A 372-nucleotide genomic window follows, 5' to 3' on the forward strand; every position below is an offset into this window, starting at 1 on the left:
CTGTGCTCTTTGCCTTATCGCTTGCGGCGTCTCTTGCCAGGCGAGCTGCTTTCAGGCGCGCGGTGTTTGCGTCTGCGGCGCTGAGGGCTGGCTCGTCCGGGGACTGTCGGGAATTTCGTGTGGGGGCGGCCATAGTGGACCCGAAGGAGGTTCCCGATGGCCCGACGCAAAGCCCCCCGCATCCCTGACGCGATCCTAGACCAGCTTCTGGCCGGGGCTGACCCCAAGACGGCGTTCGAGGCCGATGGCCTGCTGGACGCGTTGAAGAAGGCTCTGGCCGAGCGGGCGCTCAACGCCGAGATGGACCACCATCTGGCGGGCGAGGACGCCGGCAACAGCCGCAACGGCTATGGCCGCAAGACCGTGACCACT

The 372-nt window shown here is 66.9% G+C and carries 1 protein-coding gene; it reads left to right on the top strand.

Annotation, left to right across the window (positions count from 1 at the left end; genetic code table 11):
* Positions 1 to 156 precede the first annotated feature (156 nt).
* Positions 157 to 372 (top strand): transposase (locus tag WDW90_RS38465; RefSeq protein WP_431311218.1); only part of this gene is annotated, 216 nt, incomplete at its 3' end.

Origin of the sequence: Methylobacterium nigriterrae (assembly GCF_037106235.1) — a bacterium.
GTDB classification, from domain to species: Bacteria; Pseudomonadota; Alphaproteobacteria; order Rhizobiales; family Beijerinckiaceae; genus Methylobacterium; species Methylobacterium nigriterrae.